Annotated in this window: 20 protein-coding genes and 1 pseudogene; 18 read left to right on the forward strand and 3 right to left on the reverse strand. The window is 34.6% G+C overall.

Going from position 1 to position 23,704, the window contains the following annotated elements:
- Nucleotides 1-10 precede the first annotated feature (10 nt).
- On the forward strand, nt 11-1,147 hold the full coding sequence (locus DHD80_RS08800) for a lactonase family protein (protein WP_251740796.1): 1,137 nt from the start codon (nt 11-13) through the stop codon (nt 1,145-1,147).
- On the opposite strand, the gene DHD80_RS08805 is transcribed toward DHD80_RS08800, so the two are convergent.
- The 3 genes from DHD80_RS08805 to DHD80_RS08815 are packed head-to-tail and all read right to left on the reverse strand — an operon-like array spanning nt 1,144 to nt 4,964.
- A complete protein-coding gene (locus tag DHD80_RS08805) occupies nt 1,144-2,055 on the reverse strand; it encodes a succinylglutamate desuccinylase/aspartoacylase family protein (protein ID WP_251740797.1) in 912 nt (303 codons plus the stop codon). The genes DHD80_RS08800 and DHD80_RS08805 overlap by 4 nt on opposite strands.
- Before the next feature lie 12 nt (nt 2,056-2,067).
- Nucleotides 2,068-3,117 carry a glutathione synthetase gene (locus tag DHD80_RS08810; protein WP_251740798.1) on the reverse strand — a complete coding sequence of 350 codons (1,050 nt, stop codon included), beginning with the start codon at nt 3,115-3,117 and terminating at the stop codon, nt 2,068-2,070.
- Complete coding sequence (locus tag DHD80_RS08815; RefSeq protein ID WP_251740799.1) at nt 3,114-4,964, reverse strand: tyrosine/phenylalanine carboxypeptidase domain-containing protein; 1,851 nt, start codon at nt 4,962-4,964, stop codon at nt 3,114-3,116. The genes DHD80_RS08810 and DHD80_RS08815 overlap by 4 nt, the downstream gene beginning before the upstream one ends.
- Before the next feature lie 597 nt (nt 4,965-5,561).
- Here DHD80_RS08815 and DHD80_RS08820 point away from each other — a divergent pair.
- The 17 genes and pseudogenes from DHD80_RS08820 to DHD80_RS08900 all read left to right on the forward strand — a co-directional run bounded on the left by DHD80_RS08820 (nt 5,562) and on the right by DHD80_RS08900 (nt 23,675).
- Nucleotides 5,562-6,095, forward strand: a complete 534-nt coding sequence (locus DHD80_RS08820) for a hypothetical protein (RefSeq protein WP_251740800.1) — start codon at nt 5,562-5,564, stop codon at nt 6,093-6,095.
- Between the two features lie 1,088 nt (nt 6,096-7,183).
- The gene (locus tag DHD80_RS08825; protein ID WP_251740801.1) at nt 7,184-8,128 is read left to right on the forward strand and encodes a UDP-glucuronic acid decarboxylase family protein; all 945 of its coding nucleotides are present in this window, start codon (nt 7,184-7,186) and stop codon (nt 8,126-8,128) included.
- A gap of 158 nt (nt 8,129-8,286) precedes the next feature.
- A complete protein-coding gene (locus DHD80_RS08830; RefSeq protein ID WP_251740802.1) occupies nt 8,287-9,636 on the forward strand; it encodes an exopolysaccharide biosynthesis polyprenyl glycosylphosphotransferase in 1,350 nt (449 codons plus the stop codon).
- Nucleotides 9,637-9,682: 46 nt separating this feature from the next.
- Nucleotides 9,683-10,000 (forward strand): annotated as a pseudogene (locus DHD80_RS08835) (GDP-mannose 4,6-dehydratase); the annotation flags it as partial.
- A 261-nt stretch (nt 10,001-10,261) separates the two neighbouring features.
- Complete coding sequence (locus DHD80_RS08840; protein ID WP_251740803.1) at nt 10,262-10,426, forward strand: NAD-dependent epimerase/dehydratase family protein; 165 nt, start codon at nt 10,262-10,264, stop codon at nt 10,424-10,426.
- A gap of 79 nt (nt 10,427-10,505) precedes the next feature.
- On the forward strand, nt 10,506-10,775 hold the full coding sequence (locus DHD80_RS08845) for a hypothetical protein (protein ID WP_251740804.1): 270 nt from the start codon (nt 10,506-10,508) through the stop codon (nt 10,773-10,775).
- Between the two features lie 228 nt (nt 10,776-11,003).
- On the forward strand, nt 11,004-11,903 hold the full coding sequence (locus tag DHD80_RS08850) for a glycoside hydrolase family 16 protein (protein ID WP_251740805.1): 900 nt from the start codon (nt 11,004-11,006) through the stop codon (nt 11,901-11,903).
- A gap of 106 nt (nt 11,904-12,009) precedes the next feature.
- The gene (locus DHD80_RS08855) at nt 12,010-12,771 is read left to right on the forward strand and encodes a polysaccharide biosynthesis/export family protein (protein ID WP_251740806.1); all 762 of its coding nucleotides are present in this window, start codon (nt 12,010-12,012) and stop codon (nt 12,769-12,771) included.
- 19 nt (nt 12,772-12,790) lie between these two features.
- Nucleotides 12,791-15,124, forward strand: a complete 2,334-nt coding sequence (locus DHD80_RS08860) for a polysaccharide biosynthesis tyrosine autokinase (protein WP_251740807.1) — start codon at nt 12,791-12,793, stop codon at nt 15,122-15,124.
- 35 nt (nt 15,125-15,159) lie between these two features.
- Nucleotides 15,160-16,542 carry an MATE family efflux transporter gene (locus DHD80_RS08865; protein WP_347709964.1) on the forward strand — a complete coding sequence of 461 codons (1,383 nt, stop codon included), beginning with the start codon at nt 15,160-15,162 and terminating at the stop codon, nt 16,540-16,542.
- A gap of 9 nt (nt 16,543-16,551) precedes the next feature.
- Nucleotides 16,552-17,778: a glycosyltransferase gene (locus DHD80_RS08870; protein ID WP_251740809.1), complete on the forward strand. Its 1,227-nt coding sequence runs from the start codon at nt 16,552-16,554 to the stop codon at nt 17,776-17,778.
- Between the two features lie 4 nt (nt 17,779-17,782).
- A complete protein-coding gene (locus DHD80_RS08875; RefSeq protein ID WP_251740810.1) occupies nt 17,783-19,099 on the forward strand; it encodes a hypothetical protein in 1,317 nt (438 codons plus the stop codon).
- 10 nt (nt 19,100-19,109) lie between these two features.
- Nucleotides 19,110-20,453: a glycosyltransferase gene (locus DHD80_RS08880; protein ID WP_251740811.1), complete on the forward strand. Its 1,344-nt coding sequence runs from the start codon at nt 19,110-19,112 to the stop codon at nt 20,451-20,453.
- Nucleotides 20,454-20,538: 85 nt separating this feature from the next.
- Nucleotides 20,539-21,666, forward strand: a complete 1,128-nt coding sequence (locus tag DHD80_RS08885) for a glycosyltransferase family 4 protein (protein WP_251740812.1) — start codon at nt 20,539-20,541, stop codon at nt 21,664-21,666.
- A 10-nt stretch (nt 21,667-21,676) separates the two neighbouring features.
- Nucleotides 21,677-22,582: a glycosyltransferase gene (locus DHD80_RS08890; protein ID WP_251740813.1), complete on the forward strand. Its 906-nt coding sequence runs from the start codon at nt 21,677-21,679 to the stop codon at nt 22,580-22,582.
- A 167-nt stretch (nt 22,583-22,749) separates the two neighbouring features.
- A complete protein-coding gene (locus tag DHD80_RS08895) occupies nt 22,750-23,193 on the forward strand; it encodes a UDP-N-acetylglucosamine transferase subunit ALG14 (protein ID WP_251740814.1) in 444 nt (147 codons plus the stop codon).
- The gene (locus DHD80_RS08900) at nt 23,190-23,675 is read left to right on the forward strand and encodes a glycosyltransferase (protein WP_251740815.1); all 486 of its coding nucleotides are present in this window, start codon (nt 23,190-23,192) and stop codon (nt 23,673-23,675) included. The genes DHD80_RS08895 and DHD80_RS08900 overlap by 4 nt, the downstream gene beginning before the upstream one ends.
- Nucleotides 23,676-23,704: the final 29 nt, after the last annotated feature.

Consider the following 23,704-nt stretch of genomic DNA (forward strand, 5'->3'; position numbering starts at 1 on the left):
ACCTGCAATTATGAGAAAGATTTTACTATTATTTGTCCTAACATTAATGATGATACCTATGCATGCGCAAGAAACCCAGGATTCGATCAACCAGATTTATGTAGGCACCTATACTAAAAAAGAGGGGCACGTAGATGGGCAGGCTGAAGGGATTTATCTCCTCAACCAGGAACCAAATACCGGAAAATTATCTTATGTATGTGTTGCAGCGGAAGCAGTGAATCCTTCATTTGTGAAAGTGGGCAAAAAAGGTAAATATGTATATGCAGTTTCTGAATTAGGCCCCGCTGATGGAGAAACAGGATTTGTAGAATCATATAAGATCGAACCAAACGGTTCTTTAAAAAAAATAAATCGGCTGGAAACCGGCGGACTGGCTCCCGCCCATATAGCTTTAGATCGTTCAGGAAAGCTGGCTTTTGTTAGTAATTATATAGGAGGTGTGGTAAGCCTTTATAAGATTTGTGATAATGGTGCTTTAGAGCTGTCTCAGGAAATTGAAATTGAAAATCAGGACGAAGCACATACGCATTCTGTAAAAGTGAGCGGAGATAATCGTTTCGCTTATATCGCCGATCTCGGAAATGATAAGATCTGGATCTATAATTTAGATTCTACTGAAGCCAAAGTGACCCCGCATACACAAAAATTTGTAGCTCTTCCAGAAGGTGCAGGACCAAGACATTTGAGCTTTTCCAAAAATGGGAGTTATGCCTATTCCATCAATGAATTGAATAGCACGGTGAGTTCTTTTGAAGTTTTAAAAGATGGGGGATTAAAGCTTATCCAGAATATTTCCTCTTTGCCTGAAGGATATAAAATGAAAAATTCCGCAGCCGATATACACATGCATCCATCTGGCAAATATCTATATGCATCAAATCGTGGAAACGACAGTATCGTAATTTTTAAGGTCGATCAGAAAACCGGTAAACTTGAAGTGGTAGATTTTGTTGCTGTGGCTGGAAAGACCCCCAGAAATTTTGCCATTTCCCCTTATGGGAAATATTTATATGCCGCGAGCCAGGACACCGGAAACATCACCAGTTATAGAATTGATGATGCTACCGGAAAATTGACTCCAATGCCCCCGGTATTTGAATTAAAAACACCGGTTTGTTTAGATTTTAAACAAAAGGGAATTTAGACAGACTGAACAACGAAAAAGCCATCGTCCCCCTGTGCCTGATATAAGGGCATAAAAATATAGGCATCCCATTCACTTTTTAACTCCTTTCCATTTTGTGTGGCAAGGATTTCCCCTTTCTTAATCTTTTGAAAATTCTCATAACCCGGTTTCATCTCAAAAGTGTCATTTTTTTCTAATCCATGACGATGTATAATTTCAAAAGTCTTTTGATCTGGGGCATTCTTTTTTGTGAATCTTTCCACACATTCCGGATAGGTTTCAATCTTTGAAAGATCCAGGTCGCAGGCTTCTTTTAGTGCCAGCCAGATCACCCCCTCGTGATTTTCCGCAGAGGTTTCGCTGGTATGTTGTCCCGCTTCAAAAACAAAACCGGTCATTCCAATTCGGCTTAAATAATGATCGATATCCCCGGTGATAATATCACTAAAACCACGTATAATATAAGTGGGAAATTTATGCGCCCATGTATCATTATCATTCACTTCCTGCACAGAAACATAAGGCAAACTAGGGGAGGAGGTGGTGTGGCAGTCCAGGAAATAACGTTTGCTGAAATCACTTTCAGGATATTCGTTCAAGACATCAATAATTTCAAACATCTCCTTCTTCTCATGTGAATCTTTTTTTCCAGATTTCACATTTTCTGAAGTCCAGGTACGGTTGAGGTCTTCGTCTATATACCGCTGATTTTTATTCAGCGCTTTTTTATTTCCTGAAACCCCAAGAAGAGTTCCTTTTATTTCAGGTTTTGTTTTATGCAATTGTTTAAAAACCTCTTCCAGCGCTTTGACCCCGCTGGGTTCATTCCCATGAATTCCCGCAGTTACAAATAATAATGGACCTTCTTTTCCGCTGGAATATTTCCCGATGATCCGGGAGATTTCCTCATTCAGTTCTTCATTCATAAATTTCCAATTTTACTCCATGGTTGCCAGCGTACGATTAGCCAGTTGTCCCGCATAGATTTTCTTAAATTCTACCTTTCTTTCAATAGACTCGATGATCTTATCTGTAAAGGGAGGAAGGCCTATATCCTTAAAACGATCCATCCCACCGGGACTTAACACGTTGATCTCAATTAATTTGTCATCAACGATATCCAAGCCTACAAAGAAAAGTCCGTCACGGATTAATTTAGGTGCGGTAAGGTCGATAATTCGTTGCATAGCGGGAGTTAGATCGCTGCTATCTGCAGTTGCACCCACAGAGAAATTACTACGGAATTCCCCTTCGCCACTAACCCTACGAATTATGGCCATTTTCCCATCCTGTTCCATTACTTTCCCGTTCACCAAAAGAACGCGAACATCACCATCTTTTCCTGCCGGGAGATACTCCTGAGCGATCACATAACCTTGCGAACTTAAATGTGTAATGATTTGGTTCACATTTTTCTCATGCTCGTCTATTAAATAAACATCCTGGCCACCGGAACCTTCTAATGGCTTTAATACCATTTTTTTATTTTTCTGATTCTTCCAAAATTCCAGAATTAATTCTTTATCCCGGGTAATAATGGAATCTGGTTTAATCTCCTGGGGCAATTCTTCAAAATATAATTTATCAATAAAAGCATGAGAAAGGGCATAAGCATCATTCAGTACCAAAACATTTAATTGCTGGATCATTCTTCCAAAAGCAACGCCGGCCTGTTCTGCCCATTGTCTTCCTTCCTCTTCCGTGGGATTATTTCTTATAAAAAGAACATCCAGGGTACTTGAATCTATGGTCTTTGTTTTGGCTTTTTTATCCTGAAGTGCTTCCAGATATTTAGCCGGAGATTTGCTTTTGAAACTTTTCGCTACAGAAGTAGTGTGTATACTTATAGGCTTGTCGTGGTGAAAGGTAAAATCACCCACACCAATCGCAAAAACTTCATGACCTCTTTGATGTGCCATGGACATTAACGCGATCGAAGTCCCGTTTTTTTCAGTTTGAACATCGTTCAATACAAAACATATTCTCATTTACATACCATTTGTGGAAGGCTCATACCTTTCCTGATTAAATTTAATTTTTCATACATCTTATCGCTGTGTAAATAGCTTGGTTTAAGCTTTAGCGTTTTAAGAACTTTTCTTTCAGTTAATTCATTGATTACCGGGAGGTGTTTTAAGCCATATTTTCCGGCAAGTAAGGTTTCCAGTTCCCCACCATCTTTCAGGTGATTTTTTAATAAAACCAATCCCTTTAAATAAATAATATCTTTAATAAAGCCACCACCCTGCATTATTCTCGAGGTAATATTAAAAGCTCGTTCTGCAGAAAATCCATATCCGGTTTTTAATAACCTGAAAATTTCCTGAAAACCAGCCCCATTCATCACCGCTTCACCCGCAAGAACCCTTCCGGCCAAAATTCGAAGTCGATTAGGAGTGAGGCCATCGATCATGAATTCAGACATCACCGCCATTCCTTCTTGCAGGGGATCATAATCTGCCAGACCAATACTTAATTGTTCCAGTGGCTGGGTACTTCCGTTATAATAGGTAAGTACATGCGTCCCCACCTCATGTTGAATCAAAGCATCGGCTTCAACACGATTCATCTTATAATCTGAGGGGATATAAAGTTCGCCGTGAGAAACCATCATTACATTAACATCTTTTCTGATATGAACTTTACAGGTAAAGTTCTCATCCTGTTTTTTATAGAAATCAAATTCTTTTCGCGCAAGGCTACTGAAGGCCTTGGCATCTAATTCCTTTACTGCATCCGGCTCAATATGCTCTTCAACATTATTCAGAATATTAACAGCCTCCTCGCAAAGATCTTTTTGTACACCTTTATATAAGCGAATACTGTCGTACAGAAAATTATCGGTTCCGCGTTCGTTCAACATGCTAATTTGCAAATCCAATTCCTCCCTTTTTTCACGAAAAAGAAATGACATCGCTGGATCATCGATATCCTCGATTTGAAGGTTATACAGTTTTCGTTTCAGCACATCCGGATCTACCGGGAGTAACCGGTAATGGTAATCCGGAACTTTGTCATATTTACTTTCAAAGAACTCTTTCTTAATTTCAGCAATATTGGAAGGGGAAATTAACCACAGAAATTGGTAGGATCGTTCAATATCGGCAAGTTTTTTATCAATATCGAAAACGATCTGTTTTAAATATTTTCGGCCTAAAGCGTTATAACTGGCAACCCCACCAGAGGTCTGCACCCGGATAAATTCAAAAAAGGAACGGTGCATCGCCTTAATGAGGTAATCCTTGAATTTTCGAAAAAAGACGGGGTACAATTGGTTATGGGCATTTCGATAAACCGGGGGCACTTCTAAACCTACAATTACCGCTCCGCAATTTTTAGCTTCCTCAGTCGTCATTAAAGCCTCTGTTGTTTCAGGCTGCCGTTTATTGGTGTCCAGAATTTCTACCTTAAGATACATTCCTGAAAATTCAGAATTAATACCATCCAAATCTTCCTTTAGAGTATCCAGGGCGGTGGGAAGTTTGGTATGCGGACCTTTAATTTTTATTGTTGTTGATCCCTCATTGCCTGAAAAGATTTCAAACAGGAGATAGGAGTTGAATTTTGTTGAGAGCTGATCTGATAAAGCGATAAGGAGCTTTTTGTAGGATTCAAAATCATCATGGCCAATGATTAAATAGGAGGCCTCATTAATAACAAACCTTCGTGTGCCTCTATCCTCTTTTTTTCGACGATAAATTACCAGATAAGGTAATTCTTTTTCAATATGAAGAAATCCGTCAGAAGGAAGTTTGCAGATTGCTTCGTGTTCTTCCTTTAAATTTGTTAAAATTTGATTAATAGAATTTTCAGATAGATCAGCAATTTCCAACATGTACTTCGGAATTTATAGAATTATATTTTATAATCTATTTATTATCAATTGATTGAATTTAAATTCAATTTTTACAATCTTCAAGTTATAAAGATTTGGAAGCTTAGCCCTAACTGCTGAAATGTTTTATAAATACTTTAAGAAAGACTAATTATTTGAGAGAAAAATTTTACTTTAATAGCTTAATTATGATTGCTGATTTGCCAAGTGAGATAGATATTTGATAAGCACGATGTAGAACTATATGTATGTTTTTTTCCACTCTAATAAATACATACAATTTAAAATGGGAACGTAATTTTTTTCTTTCTTTCTACGATAGTTTAATTTCAGTAATTGTAGTCCAATTAATGCTTCAATTTTATTCTTCACAAGTAAATTTATTTCTCCGCAGAGTGGAAATTAAATATCAATTAAATAATTTTTTTGGTAAAAATTTATTAAATCCTGGGATAAAAAAGCCCTCAAACAAGAATCAACTAAGATGTAAAAGGCTTAAAAATTCTTTCTTATAAATTATGTAGAATGTTAAATAAAACCTAGAATGTTGTATTTCGTCTATGTTTTAGTATCTTTAATCTACCAAATCTATATATCGTGCAAGAAGTTAAGCAAACATTATCCTTTCCGAGTCTAAACTCTTATGGGATTACGCTAGTAGAAACTATAGTTAATCCTCGAAAAGGGTTCTTTGGACTTTTTAATAGTAGCACAGCAGAACCTAAGAAAGCTTATGAATTAAAAGGAGCAATCTTTGGGAAAGTGAGTGAACAGGAAATTAATTCTTTCTATAACACCTGGAGAACGCTGGTAATGAATCCGCTTTCATTTTCTTATAATAATAAAGCTTCAGTTGAACAAATTATTTTACAGGAAGAAAGTAAATTTCATGAAACCGAGATACTAAAAATCATCCTTTCAAAAGAATTGGATTTGCCGATAGAGTCCAACTATCTTAAAAATAAAATCGCTGATTGTAATAAAATATTTCATGAAGATTTTCCAGGAAATTATATTTTGGAATTGAATGGAAGTAGATTAGGTCTATTCGTATTATCAATTTGCAAAAATAATTCTGGCAACTTTAATCTGCGATATACTTTTAAAAGCGATGTTACCAGATTTTACTAGAAATGTAAATTATATAAAGTTCAAAAAAAAGAAATCCTGTTTATACAGGGTTTTTTTTTGCAATAGAATTATTAGGTGACAAAGATCTTTAAAATCCTGTATCAAACTCTTCGCATCTTTGAAACAATATTTGACAACTTTTGTCTCGGCAAAAACCAAAATTTGCGTTTTTCGAAATTTAGAGAAATATGAGGTATGTTATACATCTATAATATTTTACCATTCAACTGACCTCCAAAATCTTACGACTACAAATTTCTCAAAATTAGAAATTTTCTTTAAAGCTTTATATTTGTTTTTTCTGAATAAAAACATTGAATAGTTGCTAATAACTGATTATTAGAGAATGGAATTGTATTTATTATAAGAATTCATTAAAAATTATTCATGAAAAATTACCTGCCTTTTTTGGGCCTAAATTTTTAACACACCATATTATGATCGCTCTACTTTTTTTTTGATCTTCATCATTCAATTGAATAAGCCCCCAACTACCTTTTTTCAATTGAGTTATCTCTATATTTTACCCCACTCAAAATTTTGTGAATTCCAATTATTGGGACTCACTACGGCGGAGCCATATTAAAACTATAAGGGAAACAATAATGATCAATCATATGTTATTAAAGGAAGTAGCTTTTGTCCCTTATCTCAAAAATCGAGATGTAAGCAATTTTTAAATAAATTTTCTAATATATCTTTGTATGTATTAGCTATTGAACAAAACATGGGATTTTGCGATAGATTAATAGATTATTAGTAGGGGCAACCAAGAATATTTGTATCATACTCAAACGATTCTTCAAAATATAGGAAAAGTAAGTATTAAAAATAATCACATAATCTAGACCGCGGAATGCGGCAGAGTAACTAAATAGAACAATAGGGACTCATTTAAAGCAGTTTATAATTTAATTTTATTACTAAGGGTTACACAATTAATCAAAAAGGAATAGACAATAGGGGCAAAAAGCGAAACTTTTTTATTTAATATTTCAAAAAGATCATCAGGATTAAAATAGTTTATAACCAACTGCAGGAAAAAAACCCTACTTATTTAATGAAGTAGGCAATAGAAAAATATACCGATGAAAAGAATTTTAATAACGGGCGGTGCAGGATTTATTGGCTCCCATTTATGTGAAAGACTATTGAATGAAGGTAATGAAGTGATATGTCTGGATAATTTTTTTACAGGTCACAAGCGAAATATCTTGCCTTTCTTGGATAATCCTTATTTTGAATTAGTGCGGCATGATGTTATAAATCCCTTTATGATTGAAGTGGACCAGATTTATAATATGGCTTGTCCTGCATCTCCAATTCATTATCAGTATAATCCTATTAAAACGATTAAAACATCTGTAATGGGGGCGATTAATATGCTTGGATTGGCAAAAAGGATAAAAGCTAGGATTTTACAGGCTAGTACCAGCGAAATATATGGCGATCCCGAAGTTAATCCCCAAACGGAGGACTATTGGGGGAATGTAAATACTATTGGTCCAAGATCCTGTTATGATGAAGGAAAGCGTTGTGCAGAAACGCTTTTTATGGATTATCATAATCAAAATGATGTAGATGTAAAGATTATAAGAATTTTTAATACCTATGGACCTAACATGAATCCTCATGATGGAAGGGTAGTTTCTAATTTTATTGTACAGGCTTTAAAAGGAGAAGATATTACTATATTTGGTAATGGAGAGCAAACCAGATCTTTTCAATATGTAGATGATTTAATTGAAGGAACGATAAGGATGATGAATAAAGATAATTTCATTGGACCTGTTAACCTCGGAAATGAGAATGAATTTACCATGTTGGAACTGGCAGAAAATGTCCTCGAAATAACAGGTTCAAAATCTAAACTTAAATTTTTCGATCTGCCCAAAGACGATCCTCAACAAAGAAAACCTGATATAAGCCTGGCAAAGAAAATGCTAAACAACTGGGAGCCCAAAGTCCAGTTGAAAGAAGGTTTGATTAAAACAATTGAATATTTTGATAAAACCCATCTAACAAAAGATTGATTAAATAAAATTAATGCATTATTTTAGTACTTAATATCCTACGCTTTTAGAATTTACCCTAACTCTAAAATCACTCAAATCTTTTATTACCTACGATAAAGATACTTACCCCGAAATTAAGTGTCTAAAACCTCAATACTAACTAAATATAAATTCAAATGAGAGGGTCGTTTTTAATTATTCCGTTCTCGGTAATTTTTAATTTATTAATTATTAATATTACCCTATTAAGTCTAGCTCCAGAAATATTTACAGGATCGCTGGCTATTATCAGTTTAAACATTTCCTGGTTACTTATAGGAATCGGATTAAACTTTTATAATATTGACAGGACTGAAAGGTTTTTATCAAATTATCATAAATTTGTAAGGCACTTTTTCGTTTTTGCACTTTCCTATTTTACCGTTTTAGCATTCCTAAAAAAAGAATTTGTTCCTAAAGAGCAAATCTTGATCTTGTCTATACTCTTTGTATCACTTACTACCTACAGGTTAATTTTCTTTGAAGTAAGGAAATGGTATAGAAAAAGAGGTGGTAATTTTCTAAATGTAGTAATCCTGGGGCAAAATAAAAATACATTAAAACTGGAAGAAATTTTTGGAAATGAGGATTATGGCTACAAGTATTTTGGATATTTCTCCGGTAAAAATACCACAAAGAACTATGGCAATAATCTAGGAGATTTTTCCATGGCTTTTAGCTACATAATAGAAAACAGCATAGACGAAATTTATTGTGCTGCTAGTGATTTTTCAAATTCACAGTTGTTAGAACTAAAACAATTTTCTGATAATAATTTAAAAAGGCTCAAAATATTGCCGGATGGCAAAGGGATTGAGGCACGAGCGGCACAATATGAAATGTTTGAAAATATTCCGGTGCTTAATCTCCGGAGGTCCCCATTAGAGAAAAACTATGCTAAATATGGGAAAAGGATTTTTGACCTTTTAGTGAGTAGCCTTGTGATCATATTGGTATTGTCCTGGCTCATTCCCGTTATTTTTCTCCTGAACCTTATAGAATCCCGTGGCCCGGTGCTTTTTAAGCAACTTAGGCATGGTTATAAAAAAAACTCTTTTTACTGCTATAAATTCAGGTCTATGGAGATAAATTCACAGGCGAATTCTCAAATGTGTATTAAAAATGATACACGTGTAACCCGTTTAGGAAGAATTCTTCGAAAAACTAGTATTGATGAGCTACCTCAGTTTATAAACGTCTTTTTGGGAGAAATGAGTATAGTGGGACCACGACCACACATGCTTTTGCATACACAATCTTTTCAAAAAGATGTGGATAACTATCTGGTAAGGCATTTTACAAAACCAGGAATAACCGGCCTTGCACAGGTTAAAGGATTTAGAGGTGAAATAATTCGCAAGTCTGACATAGTTAACAGAACAAGAATGGATATCTTTTACCTCGAAAAATGGTCTGTCTTATTAGATGTACATATTATGTATGAAACAGTGCGGAATGCCTTTTTTGGTGATGCAAAAGCGTATTAAATAGTACGGATTACTTTCATATTTATCTACCTAAATCGAATTAAAAATGAAAAAGCGTTTATCACTGGTGGTGACGGGTCAAGATGAGGCATACTTAAGCGAATTCCTTTTAAAAAAAGGTTATGAAGTTCACGGATTAAAAAGGAGAGCCTTTCTTTTTTTAATATTGATCGTATAGTATATCAGGATCCACATGGAGAAAACAGAAATTTTATCCTGCCATTACGGCGATATGATGATAGTACTAACCTAATCAAACTCCTTCAGGAAACAAACTAGACGAAATTTATAATCTCGCGGCGATGAGGCACGTCCGGGTTTCCATCGAAATTCCAGAGTATACTAGGGTAATGCAGATAGTTTATGAACCCTAAGGATATTAGATGCAGTGAGGCTTTTAGGCATTTAAAATACAAGGGATATTCCAACCAACCTGGTGTTGAGATCTTATAAGGACTGGATTTAACAAATTCTGGCGCAGTTTCAGAATTTTTTAAAAAAGAAAATCCCTAGTATGTTTTCTTGCCGTAGCAAAAGTTGGTGGGATCATGGCCGAAAATACCTAAAGGGCAAATTTTATCTATAAAAATTTGATGATTCAAAATAATGTATTCATCAAAGCTAAATGCATAAGATTAAAAAAACTTCTTTTTCTGGAAGCAGTTGTATTTACCCGAATAATGCGAAGCAGCCTATGCAAGAAAGTTCGTTGCTTACAGATGAATTGGAATATACAAATGAACCTTATGCTAAAGCCAAAATAGCCGGTATAAGAATGTGTAAAAGCTGATTAATAGTTACAATGGAAAGGGGAAAATTCAAATCTGGGGTTCCGGACAACCTAGAAAGGGTTTTTTTTTAGTAAAGATATGGCCAATGCCTGTGTCTTCCTAATGGAGAATACCTCATTTGAAGATAGTGTCGCACAAATAGGTTCAGAACCAGAGAATTATTCTGAGATAAGAAATACGCATATTAATATAGGTATAGGAGATGAAATCTCTATTAGTGAACTTGCTAAAAAAATTAAAACCCGCGTTGATTTTCAGGGCGATTTATATTTTAACTCTGAAAAACCTGATGGAATGATGAGAAAATTAACTGATCCTTCTAAATTGAAGAGGTTAGTGAAACTATAGCACTAGTCTGGATGAAGTCTTAAGAAACGTATGGTTGGTATATAAATTTTGATTAAATTAAAATCCTTCTAATTTACTTCTAAAATAATAAAAATATTACATTTAATCTCTAAATGTTAAATTTTAGGAATGCTTTGCATTGAAAATTTAAAAATGATGAGAATCATACCTCCGAGTAATTGCTGCGAGGTAGTTATGATATATATTTACTTAATAAATAACTTGATTATGAAGACAGAACTAATATTTAATAGATTCTTATTAGTAGTAACTGTAGGTTTTATTTCATTGAGTTGCGACAAGACAGATGATACCACAGATGAAGGTGCCAGTATGGGACGAACAAAAATAAGAATGGAAATTCCCAGCGGAGTAAATCTTGATACTTATAACTGGAATAATGCCTTACTGGTTTGGAGTAAGGAGTTTGATGAAAACGCCTCTTTAAAGGACAACTGGACTTTTGAAAGCAACTTTAATAATCTAGGTAGTTCAGATCAGTTGCAAAGTTATTCTGAAAAGAATGCGGAGGTAGAAAATGGAAAGTTAAAAATATATGCGAGAAAAGTTGGTGCAGGTCAAAACCAGGGAGATTATACTTCTTCAAGGTTAAGCGGAAAATTTGCTTTTCAATATGGACGTATAGAAATTAACGCTAAACTTCCTATGGGTGAAAAAAGTGGACTATGGTCCAAATTAGCATTACTTGGTAATAATATAGATGAAGTAGGTTATCCCGATTCTGGAGAAATTGATTTTATGGAATATTTCAGTCATCTGCCAAATGAAACTTATATTACTGTACATTCAGCTGCAAATAATGGAGATAATGGTAATTTGATAACCTCAAGAAATGTTTTGGAAACAGTTGAGGAAGAATTTCATTCATATGGAATTTTATGGACGGATAATTACATTAGATTTTATATAGATAATACAAACAATATAGTATATACATTAGACCGTCCATCTAATGCCACCGAATTTAATTGGCCCTATGATCAACCTTTTTATCTTTTAATAGATATGGTCGTGGGAGGCCAATTTACAGGAGCCCAGGGGGTTGATGATTCTATGTTTCCGGCGGTAATGGAAATAGATTATATAAGGGTGTACCATGCAAATTAATATAGAGTATCTGTATAGAATTCTATAATTGAATTTCGAGGTATATTGAATACTTAAAAAATTTAAATTGTTTTTTAATCAGTACAATTTAATACAATTTTCAGTTATGAATAAATTTTATAAAGCCATTTATATATTGGTTGCTGTTTTGAGCTTCACCTCCTGTACCAATTTGAAAAAGGCAACCTACTTCAATAATATTCCAGAAACCCGGTTTCAATCGAACCTGGAAAATTTGGAACCTGTTTTAAGTGAAAATGATTTGCTCAGTATTTCCGTAAGCAGTTTAAACCCAGAGGCCACTCAGGTTTTTAATCCCATGAACAGTTCAGAAATATCTAAATATAATGAGAACAAGTCTCCAGAGTATTTAATAGATGAAGATGGGTTTATTCGTTTTCCATTTTTGGGAAAAATTAAAGCAGCAGGTAAAACCAAGCAAGATTTGCGTGAAGAAATTACCAATGAACTGGTAAAAAGAAAATTGTTGGTTGAACCAATAGTATTTATAAGGTATTTGAATTTTCGAGTTTCAGTTTTGGGAGAAGTGAGCAAACCTTCGGTATTATTTATTCCAAGCGAAAAGGTGAGTATTCTGGAAGCTCTTAGCCTTGCGGGAGACCTCACAATCTACTCCCAGAGAAATAACCTTCTGTTAATTAGGGAAGAAAATGATGCCAAAAAACTTACCAGAATCGACTTGACCTCAGATGATATATTTACTTCACCCAACTATTATTTAAAACCGAATGATGTTATTTATGTGCAACCAAACAAAGCAAAAGTTGAAAGCACTTCTAGACTTATAACCTGGCTACCTGTAATAATAAGCGTGCTTTCTTTTGGAATTATTGCCATTACAAGATAAATATAGAAAATTAGGTTCTATGTCCTATAATAACAAATCTGCAAAAAACGATAATCTGTTCAATACAATGATGGATTTGTTTTTCCCGTTCTGGCCGTTGCTTGCAGTAATTTTAGTATCAGTTTTATTCTTGGCCTGGGGTTATAAGAAATATGTTACTCCTACTTACGGGGTTTCAGCTACATTGATTATTAAAGATGAGAACAAAGGGGTGGATGATTCTAGAATGGTGGAATCTATGAACCCATTCGATTCTAAAAAGATAGTGGAGAATGAAATCAAGGTAATACAATCTCCAGACCTTATGAAAAAGGTGGTAGATAGCATGAACCTCTACGCTCCTTTTTATGAAGAAACTGAGTTTTTAGGCATGAATATAAAATCAATATCTGCTTATAATTCATCCCCCATCCGCCTTCAACTCAAAAACTCCAACAAGATTATTATACAAAATGACAACCCTTCTAAATATTATTTTACATACAATCCCACCTCGAAAAATGTAAAAATTGATGGGAAAACCTATCCGCTAAATGAATGGGTTGATACACCTTTTGGAGAAACTATGTTTCTTCCCAATAATAATAAAGTTAAACAAGCTAAAAATCCCTTATATTTTCTTTTAATAAATCCCCGTAATGTCACCCAAGGCTTGGCAAAATCTTTAGAAGTTGCCCCGCCCGAAAAATTGTCCACAGTAATTAATCTTTACATGGAAGATGAGGTGCCAAATCGTGGCGAAGATGTTCTAAACGGATTGATCCAGGCCTACAATCAGAAAGGTATCGATAACAGGAATAAGCTGGCTGCCAATACCATGGAATTTATTGAAGCCCGTATCAAAAATGTAGAAGATGAATTAAGTACACTTGAAACTGAAATAGAAGAATTCCGGTCTTCCAAAGGTGTAGTAGACCTTAGCGAGCAGGGAAGAATGTATTTGCAGGATGCCGGTCAAAATGATCAACGAATTGCTGATATAAGACTCAAACTTTCCGTATTGGATAAAGTTGAAAATTACATTCAATCCAAAGGCACCGGTGGTAGTATCGTGCCATCAACCTTAGGCATCGATGACCCTGTATTAACCCAATTGCTACAAAAACTATACAATGCTGAAACGGAATATGAACGCCTAAAAAAAACAACGGCGGTAAATAACCCAATCTTGATTTCCCTTGCCGATGAAATCGAAAAAATACGACCAAATATTTTAGATAACGTGCAAAGCCAAAAGAGTAATCTTAATGCTGGTCTTTCCAATTTATATGGTAACTCAGGGAAATATAGCTCAGCTTTAAAAACAATCCCCGAGAATGAGCGTAAACTGCTGGAAATAACCCGAACGAAAGCGGTAAAAAATGATCTTTTCGCTTATTTGTTGCAAAAAAGGGAAGAAATTGCCCTTTCTTACGCACCCTCCAATGAAGATGATACGGTAGTTACTAGTGCCCAGGCTTCTTTAGAACCTGTAAGCCCCAAAGGAATCAAAATTTATGGATTTGCATTGTTTATTGCTATTGGTCTTTGGATTGTTTATGTGGTGGTTAAAGAAATGCTGAACAAAAAAATACTTTTTCGTTCTGAGATAGAAGAATCAAGTAATTTACCGGTTATAGGGGAATTGACGCATTTGAAAGGGGGCAAATTGGTCTCTTCGGAAAATCCTGAAGACCTTGCCATCATTGAACAGTTTAGACATTTGGATGCGCAACTTGGATTGTACAGCAGGACATTCAGAAAAAAGAAAATTTTGGTTACTTCCAGTTTGGCCGGGGAAGGTAAAAGCTTTGTGAGCAAAAATCTGGCGTATAGTTTAGCAAAATCCGGCAAAAAGGTAATTCTTCTGGACATGGATTTTAGAAAGCCCAATACAACAAAAACCTTCCATCTTACAGACCGAAAGGGAATAATCGATTTTTTAAAAGATACGGCACACCTTGATGAACTTATAGTAAATTCTGAAATAAATCCAAATCTATTTATTCTTCCCGCTGGTAAACATAGGGAAGACTACACCCAGCTCCTCTTAAATGGGAAATTAGAGTCCTTTTTTAACAGCCTTTCTGAGAGATTTGACTATATAATTATGGATTCTGCCCCAATAGGCCTGGTATCTGATGCGAACCTACTTGCTGAATTTAGCGAAATCACATTACTTGTAGTTAGGCACGATTATACACCAAAGAAAATTGTTGAAAGATTGGATCAAAATCTTGCCGATAAAAACCTGAACCATATCGGTATCGTATTTAATGGATTGAAAAAAAGAGGTTTCGTAAAGGAAGATAGCGGATACGGCTATGGTTATAGCCAAGTATATGGATATGGTGATTATATTGCACGAAAATAATTAATGTTGATCATCTTAAAAAAGAAATTTAATGTATGATTAACAGGTACCTTCAACCATTACTCAGTTTTTCTCAAAAATTTCTTAATAAGGGGCAGGAACGGAGTATAAAAGCTAAAAAAAATATACTTTCTGCAATTCTAATTAAGGGGGGAAGTATTGGAATTAGTTTGTTGCTTGTACCCTTGACCATTAATTATGTAAATGCCGATCGTTACGGTATTTGGTTGACCATTAGTTCAATCGTTGCATGGTTCAGTTTTTTTGATATCGGCCTCACCCAAGGTCTAAGGAACAAGTTTGCGTTGGCCAAAGCTGAAGGGGACGATGAAAGCGCACAGGTTTATGTGAGTACTACATATGCTGTCCTAGGAATAATTTTTACAGTTCTTTGGGGGCTTTTTCTTCTGATAAATCCGTTATTGAATTGGAGCGATATTCTAAAAGTTTCACCTGATTTCTCTAAGGAGATTTCATTACTGGCTGCAATTGTTTTTTCATACTTCTGCTTACAATTTATTTTAAGGGTTGTAACAACAATTATTACAGCAGATCAAGAACCAGCAAGAGCATCTCTTATAGATTTTATAGGGCAGGTTATCTCCCTTTTGATAATTGGTATTCTTGTATCTACTACTGTGGGTTCTTTAATATATTTAGGAATTGCTCTTTGTGTTGCTCCTATCATCGTCTTGGTAGGGGCAAATTTTTTTTTCTTTTCAGGAAAATATAAATTATACCGGCCTTCATTGAGCAAGGTAAAATTCTCCCACGCCAAAAGTCTTTTTAACCTGGGCAGCATATTTTTTATTATACAGATTGCTGGAATCATACAGTTTGAATCTGCCAACATTATTATTTCCAGAAATTTTGGTCCTGAAGATGTCACGGACTTTAATATTGTTTACAAATATTTTGGGATTTTGAATATGGCATTTATGATATTTATTACCCCATTTTGGTCCGCTTCTACCGAAGCTTTTTTAAAAGGTGATTTACAATGGATAAGAAAGAGTATTAAACAATATAATATCCTGAATATCTTTTTTATTTTCATAGGTGCTTTTATGCTCGTGTTTTCCGGATATGTCTATACCTTATGGCTTGGCGAAGGAACAGTAAATATTAACTTTGCATTATCTCTTTGGGGGTTCCTATATTTTAGCGTTATGATGTTTGGTTCCAAATATGTTAATTTTTTAAATGGAATTAGTGCTTTGCGCATACAATTTTGGGCCAGTATTACAAGCCCTTTTCTATTTATAGCTTTGGTTTTTTTATTTATTAAATATTTTAAAATGGGGGTATATTCTTTATTTCTGGCCTCAATCATTGCTAATTTCAATGGTTTCATACTTGCGCCCCTTCAATACTATATGATCATTGTTAAAAATAAAAAAGGGCTTTGGCTTAGGTAATACCTCTTTATGACCGATTTAAATATACTTCATCTCCAATACAAAACCACAGAGTCTAGTCCAGCTAATAGACTTCACAATGCCTTTGTGGACGCGGGGATCAATTCCAACCTTCTTTCTTTATATAACGAGATAGACGAACAAAAAAATAATTCCAGTCTTGGGAGAAAGTCTAAATGGATTTCTCAAATAAACAATCGAACAGAAACCTATTTAAAAAGCAAAATGACCTCTGAATTTGGGATTTTTTCCTTTCCGGTCATTGGTTCTAATATTTCGGAAATGGATGTGGTCATTGAAGCAGATGTCATATATATCCATTGGGTGCTCAACGGTTTTTTAAGCCTTAAAAATATTGAGCAGTTGATCAAACTCAACAAACCTATAATATTTTTTATGCATGATATGTGGACCATTACGGGAGGTTGCCATCACAGCTTTGGATGTGATAAATACATGGAGCACTGCCACAACTGCAAATTTTTTAGAGGAGAGAAGCAGAATGACTTATCTTCGCGGGAATTTAAAATAAAGAAAAGATTATTTTCAAGGTTTGATAATATATATTTCGTAGCTCCAAGTAAATGGCTTTATGATTGTGCAAAACAGTCTGCACTTACAAAAGAAAAGCCTGTATTTTATATCCCCAATTATTTAGACGCCAAAATATTCAAACCATTTGAGAAGAACGTTGCCAAAAATATGCTCAATATTCAAAAAGATGATATCGTTATTGCTTTTGGCGCCATTTCTATCGATAGCCCTTATAAGGGATGGAAGTACCTGCAGAAGGCGTTGGAAATAATGGAAGAAGAAGGCAATTATAAAAATGTGAGTATATTGATATTTGGAAGTGGATTCAAACAGGAGGTTGCCGAAGCGATACCGTATAAAACAAAATTCATGGGATTTCTTACTAATGAATATGCAACGAACATTATGTATAACGCAGCAGATGTCTTCCTGGCACCATCCCTTGCGGATAATCTGCCATATTCCATTTTAGAATCCCATTATTGCGGCACTCCAGTGGTTGCTTTTAATATAGGAGGAATACCTGATTTGATCGAACACAAAGGTAACGGCTATCTTGCAGAATATAAAAATTCGATTGATCTAGCAAAGGGAATAAAGTATTGCATTGATTACGATGTCAAGGGCTATGCTTTACCTGAGTTTGAAGGTAATTTGCTCATTGGTAAACATGTAGATCTAATAGAACAAATATTGAACTAAGAAGTTGATTTTAAAGAATCAGGAAATTTTAGAAGATGATTTATATTTGGGCCGCAGGGATCGCCAGGTGCTCAATCTTTTCTGGTTCGGGTTTGTACTGTATACAGCGGGCTACACAATTTCTACTACTGATACTGTCAACTATAATGTATGTCAGGCTATTCAAATTATCGGGATTCTTATTTTTATACCCATGGCCATTCATTTAATGAGCTATACTATAAAAAACAGGTACCTACAAGGTATATATATATTGTACGTATGTTGGTTGTTGGTAATAGTAGTAAGGGGTGTTGAATTTAATTATGACTCTATAAAGTTTACCCTATTTGATGCATGGTTTGGGGTTTTTTTGTATTTAGTCCCACTTTTTTTATTGTTCCCTAAAAAATTGATCTTCTATAAACGGATTTTTGATATTATTGTAATTTTAGGAATTATCTACCTTATTTATGACGCTCTATATATCCAACAGTTAATGCGGGGTGACTTAGAAAATTTACAAAGTCAGGCAATTGTTGAATACTTTTCTAAAACCTTGGCAACCCCGTGTTTATTTCTGGTACTTACCTATAGATACCATACATTTAGAAGGAAGTTATTCGCTATGGGTATAATAGTAATAACCGTATTTTTTGCATTGATCAGGGCGAGGAGAGGCTTATTGGTAATGGAATTGCTACCATTGGTATTGGTTTATCTTCTCTATCTTTCCAATACTGGCGGTAAACTTTTTATTATATTAATGTCAATTTTGCTAAGTGGTATTGTAGTGGTGTTGGGATTAGAACTTTTCAATGCGGAACAGGACGGCCTATTCGGCAATCTTATGGATCGGGGTTTGGAAGATACGAGGTCGTTAGTTGAAACATGTTTTTATCAGGATATGACCGCTAAAGATTGGCTACTAGGCCGTGGTTTGATGGGTGAATATTTTTGTCCCGGGATAGATGTCAATGAGGTGACCGGCTATAGAGGTACTATAGAGACAGATTATCTCCAGCTAATCTTAAAAGGTGGGGTAATTTCTTTATTCCTTTTTCTATTGATAACGATCCCGGCTATTTTTAAAGGACTTTTTTATTCCAGTAATTTGCTTAGCAAGGCAGCTGCTATGTGGATAGTTTGGGTTTTAATTATCATGTACCCCTCAACTATTCACACTTTCACCATGCAGTATATTTTATTATGGATTGCTGTTGGGATTTGCTATTCCAAAACCATTAGAAATATTCCAGAACAGTTTCTTGTGGATTATTTTAAGGGAAATGAAAATCCTATCTCACTTACTCAGGAAGAAATAGAAGAACGAGCTTATTAAAATTAAATCTATGCCCATACCAAAAGTTCTTATTATAAATCAACCTTTTAACAACAATACGGGTGGCGGGATTACCCTTTCTAACCTTTTCGGTAATTGGGAACGAGAAAAATTAGCTGTTGCGTGCTCGGGATATTTGCTTAAAGAAGATATGGATCCCAAGTTATGCAATAATTATTATCAATTGGGCTCTAAAGAGCGTAAATGGATTTTCCCTTTTAACCTGTTCAGTAGGAAATATTACTCGGGTGGTTTAAATATGAACAATCTTGCAGCTACTCAAGACAAGGTAGTTATTAAAAAATCAAAACTACGGGTTAAGCTGATAATGGAATACATAAATCCCATTCTTGAATATATTGGATTTTCAAATTTTCAGGCTAAAACAAAGTTGTCTCCAGAATTTTGTTCCTGGATAGATAATTATAATCCTGATGTTTTATATATTCAAACTCATACCAGAGAAGACATTTTATTTGCAATCGAGGTTTGTGATTATGTAAAACGACCTATGGTTTTCCATATGATGGATGATTGGCCTACATTAATTGGAGTAAAAGGCCTCTTAAAAAATTTTTGGAAAAGAAAAATAAACAAAGAATTTAGGCTCTTGTTAGATAGAGCAGAGTTGCTTATGGGAATAAGCGATTATATGTGCGAGGAATATAAAAAACGATATGGGAAAAAATTCATCACTTTTCATAACCCTATAAAATTGGATTTTTGGAAAAAAGGGCAAAGGGAGAATTATGAGTTTCCCAAAAGTCCAACAGTATTATATGCCGGAAGATTGGGCCTTGGTATTGATAGATCCTTAAAAAGCATAGCGGAAGCAATACAAAAGGTTAATGAAGAACTGCAAACAAATGTAAAATTTGTGGTTCAGGCACAGGATGCACCAGATTGGATCAAGAATGATAAAAATATAGAACATAGAGGATTTGTAAAATATGAAGAACTTCCAAGGATTTTTTCAAATGCAGATCTTTTAATCCTTCCTTACGACTTTAGTGCAGAATCATTAAGTTATATAAAATATTCTATGCCCACAAAAGCTCCGGAATACATGGCAAGCGGTACTCCAATTGTTATTTTCGCCCCTCAGGATACAGCATTGGTTCAATATGCTGAAAAATACAATTGGGCAGCTATAGTCACAAATAACGACGTTGACGTATTAGCGGAAAAGTTAAAGCAATTATTTATTGAGGTATCCCTTAGGGAAGATATAGCAAAAACCGCAAAAAATATAGCTGAAATTCGCCATGATTCAGAACGTGTAGTGAAAGAATTTCAACAAATGATTTTGAAGGTGGCAGAAAATAATAAATATGAAGAAACACTTACCTTGTGAACCACTTGGGTGGTTGGGTATCTCCACTTAAAAAAGGACAAATTATAGCGTAAAGTTAAGTTTGGCATTACTTGAAAATATTGAAATGAAATTATTATTTATTTGTTCAAATAACTTCCAAACCCTTCCTGGGGGTGGTGGTTCAAAATGTACCAACAGGAATTACCTTTCTTTTTGCGATATTCTTGGAAAAGATAGCGTTGACGTTATTCAATTAGCCACTCCGCTGAAAAAAAATCTATCCTCCATTTTATCTAGGTTTAGAAACTATTCTAAAGGATATAATGCCGGCTTGTCCCAAAAAGTGATAATAAGTATTCTGGAGCGGTCACTTAAGTATAATTACATTTTTATAGATTCATCCTATTATGGAATAATTTGTAAATGCCTAAAAAAAAATAATTACAAAGGACAAATTATATGTTTTTTTCACAACGTTGAACATAAGATGCATCTTCAGCAAGCAAAAGCAAGCCCCTTCAACTTTTGGCGAAATTTTATTATCTACCACAATGAAAAAAGCGCCGTAAAATTTTCAGATCAGGTAATTGTTTTGAATGAAAGGGATTTAATGGATCTGGATGAGATTTATAAATTACCACATATTAGCACCCATATCATCCCGATAAGTTTTAAAGACAGTTATCATTTGGAGAAAATAAACCTTCAGGAGCAAACAATTATACCCCCGGTTTTTTTATTTGTGGGGAGTGATTGGTTTGCAAATATCCATGGGATTACTTGGTTTGTAGAAGAGATATTGGATCATGTGGATATAAAATTGCAAATAGCGGGAGGGGCGTCCAATGTGTTGAAGAAAAAATTTATTAATTCTAAAATACAATTTTTGGGTTTTGTGCCAGATCTTGCTTCCGTAATAGTTAATGCTGATTTTATATTGGCCCCCCTTTTTAAGGGAGGAGGTATGAAGGTCAAAATTTGTGAAGCACTAATGTATGGAAAAAATATAGTGGGAACTAAAGAGGCCTTTATGGGATATGATTTAGACCTGCAACAAACAGGAGCAGAATGCAATAACAAAAGCGACTTTATTCGAGTACTTAATGAATGTTCCTCTTCAAAAAGACAAAAGTTCAACATATATAATAGAAATCGTTTTTTAGAAAGTTATTCTTTTACCTCTACCTTAGAAAAATTTAAAAGAGTTCTTGAAAAGTCAGATGTGCCTGCTTCAAAAGAAACCCCCCATTAAAGCTATAGAAATGAAGGGGATAAGTGTTATAATTCCCACCTACAATAGGACAGAACTTGCAAAAGAAGCTGTGCATAGTGTGCTAGAGCAGGACTTTTCGTGTCCCATAGAAATCATCGTTTCAGACGATGGTTCTACAGATGAGACGCTGTCCGCGCTAACTTCTTTTGGTAACAAGGTGAAAATTCTAAAAAAACCAGACGATTGTAATTCCCAAGGAGTTTCTGGTGCGCGTAACCGAGGGCTTTTAAAAGCGACACAACCCTTTATCAGTTTTTTAGATTCCGATGATTTTTATCTTCCTGGCCACCTGCAAAAAATGAAGGAGGCCATAGAATCTGACCCTGAATTAGGTTTTGCTCTCTGTAATTCTTTAATAATGATGGATGTTGAACAGGAGAATAAATTTAGGCGCTGGACGAAAAAAAGTATCAAACCAAGGGATATTGCCAATCTTTCCATCTCCACTTTTCATTTTGCAAACAGCAACGGATTTATTTTTAAAAAGGAGGTTTTTGAAAAAGTCGGCTTATTTAATGAAAGCTATAAGAATGCGGAAGACACGGATATGTGGATGCGTATCAACGAAAATTTTAAAGGCATCCATGCAGACCATTATGGTACGGTAATTCGCCTTCATAATCTTCACCGGCTTACGGATGTTCCCAAACAATGTTTACTTCAAAATCATTATGATGTTTTTCGCAATGCCCTTAGACGTCACAAACATAAAAATTTAAATGATACATACAGAGTGCGAAAACTTTGGTTTCTTTGCTTTAAATATAAAGTAAGCCAATGGCCGGGTTTCAATAAAGTTTACAAATTTGTTAGTAAACAAAACACGAAAGCATCGGTTCTGGTAGCAGAATATCCTTCATGGAAACCTTTAGAATATTTTATCAATTCCCATTAGATACTTTTTCTTGAGGTTTAACACTATACTAGGTTGAGCCGAAAATGTATTAAAAAATCTACTGTTTTTCAGGAGTAAATAATCAAAAAACTAATTCAGCCTTATGCCCCAAAAATTATTTGGAATGGGAGGTTTATATGTGTAAATTAATTTATACTAAAAATAATATGAAAATTTTGGCAGTCGCTTCAGTAGGAGGACATTGGACTGAACTCTTACGATTATTACCAGCTTTCGAGGGTAATGAGATTATATTTGCATCCACTAAACAAAGTGTGGCTGAAACCTTAGAGTTCTCTAAGTTTCACGTGATTCCAGATATAAATAGAAATGATAAACGCAAACTTCCAAATGCGTTATATAAAATATTTGCTTTGGTAAGTTCTATTAGGCCTGATATTATTATCTCTACCGGAGCCCTCCCGGGACTTCTCTCGATCATTGCAGGAAAGATTTATGGAGCAAAAACCATCTGGGTCGATAGTATAGCAAATGTAAAAGAGCTTTCGCTTAGCGGAAAAATTGCATCTAGGGTTGCCGATAGAACCTATACGCAATGGCCCGATCTCACCAACAAAAGATGTTTGTTTCACGGAAATGTACTTTCATGATCTTTGTAACTGTAGGTACTCAAGAACCTTTTGATAGACTCATAAGAGCTATGGATGAAATTGTTCCAGAGTTGGGAGATCAAGAAATAATTGTTCAGGCTCCCTTGAAGACTTACAAACCTATCCACTTTAAAACTTTTGATTTTATAAATCCATCAAAATATAATAATATTTTTGATCGAGCAGATTTAATTATAAGTCACGCGGGAATGGGCACTATATTATCGGCCTTGACAAAAGAGAAATCTCTATTGGTAATGCCAAGACTTGTTAAGTATGGTGAACATAGAAATGAGCACCAACTTCACACAGCTCAAAAATTTAAATTTTTAAATTATATTAATGTTGCTGAAGATGAGAAACAGCTACAAACTATATTGTTGAACAAAAAGGATCAAAAATTAATGATTCCGAAAAAAATGGGAAAATATGCCTCAGATGAATTAATAAATTCTCTAAGAAAATATATAACAATAAAATGAGGACGATTATGATAATAGGGATAAGGGTA

This window comes from Gramella sp. AN32, assembly GCF_023718305.1.
Lineage (GTDB): Bacteria > Bacteroidota > Bacteroidia > Flavobacteriales > Flavobacteriaceae > Christiangramia > Christiangramia antarctica.